Source organism: Micromonospora orduensis (genome assembly GCF_006228125.1).
Lineage (GTDB): Bacteria > Actinomycetota > Actinomycetes > Mycobacteriales > Micromonosporaceae > Micromonospora > Micromonospora orduensis.
In genome coordinates, this window is the sequence record NZ_VDFY01000305.1 from 1 (window position 1) to 8495 (window position 8495).

Here is an 8495-nt window from a genome sequence, read left to right on the forward strand (position 1 = left end):
GGGGTGCCCAGGGGCGGGCGCGGGTCCTCCTCGCCCCGGTTGGGCCAGAAGGACATCGCCCGCTCCGCCTGTGCGGTGATCGTCAGCGACGGGTTGACCCCGAGGTTGGCCGAGACCGCCGCGCCGTCCACCACGTGCAGCCCCGGATGGCCGTACACCCGGTGCCAGGGGTCGATCACCCCGTCGGCGGCAGTGGCGCCGATCACCGCCCCGCCCAGGATGTGTGCGGTCATCGGGATGTCGAACGGCTCGGTGAGCGAGCCGCCGGGGGTGCCGTCGATCTCCTCGGCGAGCAGCCGGGCGGCGGTGTTGCCGGCCGGGATCCAGGTCGGGCTCGGGGTGCCGTGCCCCGGGCCGGTGACCAGCCGACGACCGAACAGCCCGCGCCGCCACCGGGTGGTCAGCGAGTTGTCCGCCGACTGCATCACCAGGGCGATCACCGTCCGCTCGGACCAGCCCCGGACCGAGATCATCCGGGCGGCCAGCCTCGGCTGCCGCACGATGCTGCCCAGCCAGCGCCGCACCCGGTGCGGGCCGCCGTCGACCAGGAGCGACTGGAGCAGCCCCATCGCGTTGGAACCGCGCCCGTAGCGGACCGGCTCGATGTGGGTCTGCGCGTCGGGGTGGAACGAGCTGGTGATCGCCACCCCCTCGGTGAAGTCCATCCCCTCGGCCCGGGCCCGTTGGCGCGGCACCGAGGCGCCCAGGATGGCCTCCGAGTTGGTCCGGGTCAGCTCGCCGAGGCGGGGCGAGAGCGCCGGCAGCGCCCCGTCGGCCCGCATCGCGTGCAGCAGTCGTTGGGTGCCGAGCGCGCCGGCCGCGAAGACCACCTGGTCGGCCTGGATCACCTGCCGCCGTCCCCGCAGCCACGCGCCGGTGCGGACGGTGTGCACCTCGTACCCGCCGCCGGACGCGGGCCGGACGGCGGTCACCGTGGTCAACGGGTGCACCTCGGCGCCCTGCCGCTCGGCGAGCCAGAGGTAGTTCTTGACAAGCGTGTTCTTGGCCCCGTGCCGACAGCCGGTCATGCAGGAGCCGCAGTGCAGGCAGCCGGTGCGCTCCGGGCCGGCGCCGCCGAAGTACGGGTCGGCGACCCGCTGGCCGGGCCGGCCGATGTGCACGCCCACCGGGGTGGCGTGGAAGGTGTGGCCCACCCCCATCCGCTCGGCCACCGCCCGCATGGCCCGGTCCGCGCCGGTGTCCATCGGGTACGTGGTGACGCCGAGCATCCGCTTCGCCTGGTCGTAGTGGCGGGCCAGCTCGTCACGCCAGTCGGTGATGTCCCGCCACTGCGGGTCGGCGTAGAAGGCCGGCAGCGGTTCGTAGAGGGTGTTCGCGTAGACCAGCGAACCGCCGCCCACCCCCGCCCCGGACAGCACGAGCACGCCACCGCCGGATCCCCGGTCGGCGGGGCGGAGCAGGGTGAGCCGCTGGATGCCGTAGCACCCCAGCTTCGGCGCCCACAGGAACCGCCGCGCCCGCCAGGACGTCTGCGGGAACTCGTCGTCGGCGAACCGCCGGCCGGCCTCCAGGACGCCGACCGACCAGCCCTTCTCCGCCAGTCGCAGCGCGGTGACACTGCCGCCGAAGCCGGACCCGATGACGACCACGTCATACCGCATGGACGCATCATTACTCGCCAGTAGCGCTCGCGCCAGCGCCCGTTTTCGCGCGATCATGCACCGGCCGACCGACCCGACGCCGCCCGGCCGCAACCCGGGGCACCTGTCGGAGCGTTGTTCAGCAGACGGGTGGAAGGAATCCAACATGGTCCTCGGGTCGATGGCGCCGCGCCGGCGATGGTTACTGCTGGGCCTGGCGGCCCTCGCCGCCGTCGCGCTGATCGCCGCAGGGGCGGCGGTGGTCACCCGGCTGACCGGCGACAGCAGGCCCGGCGGCGCCCCGGTGGCCGGCTCGACGAGCCCGTCGCCCATCGGCACGCCCACCCCCAGCCCCAGCGGTCCGCCGCCGGGCGCGAACATCACCGGCCCGCTGACCCTGCTGCTGGTCGGCGTGGACACCCGGGTCAGCGTGCCCGGCTGGGAGCCGCACTCCGACGCCGTGCTGGTGCTGCACGTGCCCAAGGGGTTGGGCCGGGCGTACCTCTTCTCGCTCCCCCGCGACCTGCTGGTGGACATCCCAGCGTTCCCCAAGGCCGGTTACAAGGGCGGCAAGACCAAGCTCACCCACGCGATGAGCTACGGCAGCCGGGTGCCGGGCAAACCCAAACAGCCGAGCACCGCCCAGGGGTACGAGCTGCTGCGCAGCACGGTCAGCGGCTACACCGGGCTGCGCATCGACGCCGGCGCGGTGCTCACCTTCACCGGGTTCGACCGGCTCGTGAACGCCCTCGGCGGCGTGGACATCTACGTCGACCAGCGGGTCGCCTCGCTGCACCGCCGGCCGGACGGCAAGTACCGGGAGAGCGCGCCCGGCGGGTACACCGGCCCGCAGCAGGTCTACGAGAAGGGCGAGCAGCACCTCAACGGCTGGCAGGCGCTGGACTACGCGCGGCAGCGCTACATCCCCGGCGGCGACTACGCCCGGCAGCGCCACCAGCAGCAGCTCATCCGCGCGCTGACCCGCAAGATCCTGGACGAGGGCCTGGCCCGGCAACCCGAGCGGGTCGACCAGGTGGTCGCCGCACTCGGCGACACCCTCGTGTACGTGGGCGGCACCCGGATCGTCGACCTGGCGTACGCGCTGAGCAGGGTGCCGGAGGACCGCTTCGTGCTTGTCGGGTTGCCCGGCTCCGGGGTCGGGAAGGGCAGCGCCTACCGCGGCGAACAGCTCACCAGTGAGGGCCGCGCCTTCATCACCGAGCTGCGCGCCGGCCGCGCCGACCAGTACCTGGCCGCCCACCCCAAGCTGGTGATCAAGAACTGACCCCGGTCAGAGTCGCTTGGGCTGGGCGGGCTTCCTGGTGCCGTAGAGCCACGCGTCGAAGAGTGGGTCGAGCTGCTTTCCGGAGACGCGTTCGGCCAGGGCCACGAACTCGGCCGTCGTGGCGGTGCCGTTGCGCTTGTCCGCCGCCCAGGCCTTGACGATCTCGAAGAACGCCTTGTCGCCGACGGCCACCCGCAACGCGTGCAGGGTCATCCCACCGCGCTCGTAGACCGACTCGCTGAACAGCTCCTTCACCCCCGGCCGGCCCGGTGGCGTCTTCCACACCGAGGCGGACATCCGGGCGTACCGGTCGTCGAACGCCTCCTTGGCGGTGTACTCCCCGGTGTGCTCGGCCCACAGCCACTCCGCGTACGTCGCGAAGCCCTCGTTGAGCCAGATGTCCTCCCACTTGGCCAGCGCCACGCTGTCGCCGAACCACTGGTGGGCCAGCTCGTGGGCGACCACCTCGGTGTTCTCGCCCTGGCGGAAGAACCCGCCGGAGTAGACCGGGCGGCTCTGCGTCTCCAGCGCGTACCCGATGCGGCTGTCGGAGACGACCACGCCGCCGTACGCGTCGAACGGGTACGGCCCGAACACGCTCTCCAGGTAGTCGGCGATCGTGACGGTCTGGGCGATCGACGCGTCCGCGGCGCCCTTGGCCAGTTTGGTGGTGACCGCGCTGTACACCGGCCGGCCCTTGTGCTCACCGGTGGTGACCCGGAACTTGCCGATCACCAGCGTGCTCAGGTAGCTGGCCATCGGCGACTTCTCGGACCACTTCCAGGTGGTCCATCCGTCCTTGCTGGTCCTGCCGCCGGGCACGCCGTTGCTGACCGCGGTGAGCCCGTCCGGGACGGTGATCTCGAAGTCGTAGGAGGCCTTGTCGGACGGGTGGTCGTTGACCGGGAACCAGGTGCTCGCCGACTCGGGCTGCCCCAGGGCGATGGCGCCGTCGGAGGTGTGCAGGAACCCGCCGTCGCCGAGCATCTCGTTCCGCAGCGGCTTCGGCACCCCCGCATAGGTGATCTCCGCGACGAACCCGTTGCCGTTGATCAGGCCGGCCGCCGGCTTGACCACCAACTCGTTCCTGTCCCTGCGGTGGGTGGCCGGGGCTCCGTCCACGGTCACCCGCTCGACGGTCAGGCCGGCGAGGTCGAGGTTGAACGTCGACAGGTCGGCCGTCGCGGTGGCCTGCACCGTGACGGTGCCGGACAGCCGGTCCTTCGCCGGGTCGTAACGCACCTTGACGGTGTACCGACCGACGTCGTACCCGCCGTTGCCGTAGCTCGGGAAGTAGCCGTCGCCGACCCCGGCGGCGCCGGAGGTGAACGTCCGCGCCTGCGTGGGGGACGCGCTCGGCGACGGCGCAGCCGCCGGTGTGGTCGAGTCACATCCGGACAGCGCGAGCGCCCCGGCGAGCAGCAGACCGGCACCGACCCGCAGCCTGCGCCGCGTCACAGTCATCACGAGCCCTCCCGTACGGATGCGGAGGTGGCAGGGCCGTCCCCGCGCGACGGGCGTCTCGCGCCGATCGCAGGCGGCAGCCTATCGACAGGTGATCACGCCACCGTCACGGCAGGGTGGGGGCCGAGCCGCCCACCAGCCAGGCGTCGAGAAGCGGCCGCAGCTGCCGGCCCGACACCCGCTCGGCGAGCGCGACGAAGTCCGACGTGGTGGCGTTGCCGCCCGCCCGCTCGGCGGTCCAGGTGCGCAGGATGCGGAAGAACACGTCGTCGCCGACGGTGCGGCGCAGCGCGTGCACGGTGAGCGCGCCGCGCTTGTAGACGGCCGTGCCGAACATGCGCTCCCGGCCCGGCTCGACCGACGGCTGCGTCCAGTCCGTCGCCGCGTACTGGATCTCGAAGTTGCGCTGCGCGGTACGCCCGCCGTCGTGCTCCTCCCACAGCCACTCGGCGTAGCTGGCGAAGCCCTCGTTCAGCCAGATGTCACCCCAGCGGGTCAGCGACACGCTGTCGCCGAACCACTGGTGGGCCAGCTCGTGCGCGACGACGCCCGGATCGGGCCGGTCGTCGCTGAAGAAGGCGGGTCCGTAGACCGGCCGGGACTGGGTCTCCAGGGCGTAGCCGATCCGGTCGTCGGCGACGACGATCCCGCCGTACGAGTCGAAGGGGTACGGGCCGAAGCGGCTGGCCAGGAAGTCGACGATCTCCCCGGTGCGGGCCACCGAGCTGGCCGCGCCGCCGGTCGCCGGCAGGCTCGCCGCCACGGCGGTGACCATCGGCCGGCCGGCGTGGGTGCCTGTCGTCACCCGGTAGTTCCCGATCACCAGGGTGCTCAGGTAGCTGGCCATCGGTGCGCGCTCGGCCCAGCGCCAGGTGGTCCAGCCGTCGGCGCTGTTCGTCGGGCCGGGCACCCCGTTGCTCAGCGCCGACAGTCCGTCCGGGACGGTCACCGCGATGTCGTAGCTGGCCTTGTCGGACGGGTGGTCGTTGACCGGGAACCACGTCGCGGCGGAGTCGGGTTGGCCGAGCGCGACAGCTCCGTCGGCGGTGTGCAGGAAGCCGCCGCTGCCGAGTTCACCGTCGGTGACGGCGTCGGGGACGCCCGCGTAGTCGACGGTCACCGTGAACTGCCGGCCGCGGGGCAGCCCGTCGCGTGGGGTCACCACCAGTTCGTCGTCCCTGCGGCGGTGGTCGGCCCGCGCGTCGGCGACGGTGACCGCGTCGACGGTCAGGCCGTGCAGGTCCAGGTTGAAGCGGGACAGGTCCTGGGTGGCGGTGGCCGTGATGACGGCGCGGCCGGTGAGCCGGTCGCTCGCCGGGTCGTAGCGGACGTCGAGGCCGTAGTGCGTGACGTCGTAGCCGCCGTTGCCGCGCCCGGGCACGTACGGGTCACCGGCGTCGGCGGCCCCCGGCCGGAACCCGTCGGTGCCGGCGCCCGTGCAACCGGACGCCACAAGTGCCACCACACAGGTCAACGCGGTGACGCTGGCGACCAGGTGGCTGCCGGTCGGTGTCCGTCCGGTGCGGACCATGCGCACTCCTCCTGCCGCGAACCACGGTCAGGACGAGCGTAGTCAGCGCCACGTGGCGTGCGGCCCGTATCGACGATCATCAGTTACTTTCGTCGAATCAAACAAAAGTTGGCCCAGATCAATACTTTCTTTTGGCTTCGACCGTCGTTAGTGTCTGACTCCAAGATGTAACGCGTCCGGAACAATCGGACGCGGACCGGGCGCTCGGCGGCGCCCCCGCGACCGGACTCTCGTCGCACCTCTGCTGATCGTCACCGACGGCAACCACCGTCGCGAAAGGTGGAACGATGCCAGACCAGACCGCACCCGACGCCTCCTCCCCTGCCGGCCGGCTCAGCCGCCGGTCCCTGCTCGCCGCCTCCGCCAGCGCCGCCGCCGCGATCGGCGCGGCCGGCCTGCCCGTCCTCGCCACCGGCACCCCCGCACTCGCCCACCCCAGGGACAAGGGCAAGAGCAAGCTGCGGGTCGAGCCGCTGATCCCGTCGAAGAACCGCGGCATCATCCTCTACAGCGTCCGGGACCGGATCACCGCCGCGCCCGACGACAGCGGCGTGCCGTACGGCTTCGAGCGTGTCCTCGCCCGGCTCGCCGAGATCGGCTACAAGGAGATCGAGTTCGCCGGCTACACCCAGAGCACCGAGATCCTGGGCCGGCAGATCACCCCGCGTGAGATCCGCAAGATCCTCGACGACAACGGCCTGGTCGCCAACGGCACCCACGCCTCGATCCAGGCGGCCACCTTCCAGCAGCAGCTCGACATCGCCGAGGAACTCGGCATGAAGAACATCGGCACCGGCAGCGACCCGACCAACAGCGCGTACAAGGCCGACTGGGACGCCGCCGCCGACACCTGGAACGAACTGGGTAGGCAGGCCCGGGCCCGGGGGATGCGGCTCTACACGCACAACCACGACGTCGCGTACAGCTTCCTGCTCGACTCCGGGCCGCTCGACGCGCAGGGCCGCCGCACCCGCTCGTCGGGCATCCGGCGGCTGGAGTACTTCTTCGGCAGGACCGACCCCCGGTACGTCTTCTTCGAGTTCGACATCTACTGGGGTTACGTCGCCCGGTACAAGCACCAGAAGTACGTCGACCCGGCCGGCCGCGAACAGACCGACCTGTTCGACCCCATCCTCAACGTGGCCGACCGGACCACCCGGTTCCCGCTCTTCCACGCCAAGGACGGCGACCGGGACACCAGCGTGCCCAACGGCCACCAGATGACCCCGCTCGGCGAGGGCGACATCAACTTCCAGCAGTTCTTCCAGACCATCGGCGAGCGGGACTTCCACCACGCCAACTGGGAGATGGACACCGCCCCCGGCGGCACCGCCAACCGGGCACAGTCGCTGGACTTCGCGGCGCTCAGCTACCGCAACATGTCCGACCTGACCATCTACCTCAAGAAGTAGACGGAGAGGCCGGCCCCGCCACGATGGCGGGGCCGGCCTCCCGGCGTCTGATCGGGCAGGTCAGCGGTCCAGGACCAGGCCGACCTTCTGGAACTCCTTGAGGTCGCGGTAGCCGCACTTGGCCATCGCCCGGCGCAGCCCACCGAACAGGTTGAGCTGACCGTCGGCCTCGTCGGCCGGGCCGAAGAGCAGCTCCTCCATCGACCCGAGCGGCTCACCGGCCACCTCGAACGTCCCCCGGGGCAGCGACGGGTGACTCGCCGCCGAGTGCCACCAGGCGCCACCGGCGGGCGCCTCGTCGCAGAGCGACAACGGCTCGCCGAGCATCACCGCGTCCGCGCCGCACCCGAGCGCCTTGGCGATGTCGCCGGAGGTCTGGATGTCACCGTCGGCGATCAGGTGCACGTACCGGCCGCCGGTCTCGTCGAGGTAGTCCCGCCGGGCCGCCGCCGCGTCGGCGATGGCGGTCGCCATCGGCACCCGGATGCCCAGCACCGACTCGGTGGTCGACCACCCGTCGCCGCCGATGCCCACGATCACACCGGCCGCGCCGGTACGCATCAGGTGCAGCGCCGTCTTGTAGTCGGTGCAGCCGCCCACGATCACCGGCAGGTCCAGGTCGGCGATGAACTCCTTGAGGTTCAGCGGCTCGTCGGTCGTCGACACGTGCTCGGCCGACACGATGGTGCCCTGGATGACCAGGATGTCCACCCCGGCGTCCAGGATCACCGGCGCCAGCGCGAGGGTGTGCTGCGGGGAGACCCGCACCGCCACCGTGCCGCCACCGGCGCGCAGCTCACTCACCCGCTCGGCGATCAGGTCGGGGCGGATCGGCTCCGCGTACACCTCCTGGAGCCGCTTGGTGGCGCGGGCGTCCTCGTCGAGGCCGGCCAGCTCCTCCAGCACCTTCGTCGGGTTCTCGTAGCGGGTCCACAGCCCCTCGACGTTGAGCACGCCGAGGCCGCCGAGCTGACCGAGCCGCACCGCCGACGACGGGCTCATCGTGGCGTCCGAGGGGTGCCCGACGCAAGGGATGCCGAACGGGTACGCGTCGAGCTGCCAGGCGGTGGAGACGTCGTCGACGTCCCGGGTCCGGCGGCTCGGCACGATGGCGATGTCGTCCAGGTGGTAGCCGCGCTGCGCGGTCTTGCCCAGCCCGATCTCGACCACGTCACGCATGGGGGACTCCAGGTGGTTGGGGG

Annotated in this window: 6 protein-coding genes; 2 read left to right on the plus strand and 4 right to left on the minus strand. The window is 71.8% G+C overall.

Annotated features, from left to right (window positions below; translation table 11 throughout):
- On the minus strand, positions 1-1622 hold a 1622-nt coding region (locus FHG89_RS31900), incomplete at its 3' end, for an FAD-dependent oxidoreductase (RefSeq protein WP_139588098.1).
- Positions 1623-1767: 145 nt separating this feature from the next.
- On the opposite strand from FHG89_RS31900, the gene FHG89_RS31905 reads away from it, so the two are divergent.
- Positions 1768-2886: an LCP family protein gene (locus FHG89_RS31905; protein ID WP_139588099.1), complete on the plus strand. Its 1119-nt coding sequence runs from the start codon at positions 1768-1770 to the stop codon at positions 2884-2886.
- A 6-nt stretch (positions 2887-2892) separates the two neighbouring features.
- Here FHG89_RS31905 and FHG89_RS31910 read toward each other — a convergent pair whose 3' ends face one another.
- Positions 2893-4350, minus strand: coding sequence for a M1 family metallopeptidase (locus tag FHG89_RS31910; RefSeq protein WP_139588100.1), 1458 nt, complete (start codon positions 4348-4350; stop codon positions 2893-2895).
- Positions 4351-4456: 106 nt separating this feature from the next.
- Entirely contained in the window at positions 4457-5881 is a 1425-nt protein-coding gene (locus tag FHG89_RS31915) for a M1 family metallopeptidase (RefSeq protein WP_139588101.1), read from the minus strand.
- A 287-nt stretch (positions 5882-6168) separates the two neighbouring features.
- On the opposite strand from FHG89_RS31915, the gene FHG89_RS31920 reads away from it, so the two are divergent.
- Entirely contained in the window at positions 6169-7293 is a 1125-nt protein-coding gene (locus FHG89_RS31920; RefSeq protein WP_139588102.1) for a sugar phosphate isomerase/epimerase family protein, read from the plus strand.
- Positions 7294-7353: 60 nt separating this feature from the next.
- Here FHG89_RS31920 and FHG89_RS31925 read toward each other — a convergent pair whose 3' ends face one another.
- On the minus strand, positions 7354-8472 hold the full coding sequence (locus tag FHG89_RS31925) for a GuaB3 family IMP dehydrogenase-related protein (RefSeq protein WP_139588103.1): 1119 nt from the start codon (positions 8470-8472) through the stop codon (positions 7354-7356).
- Positions 8473-8495: the final 23 nt, after the last annotated feature.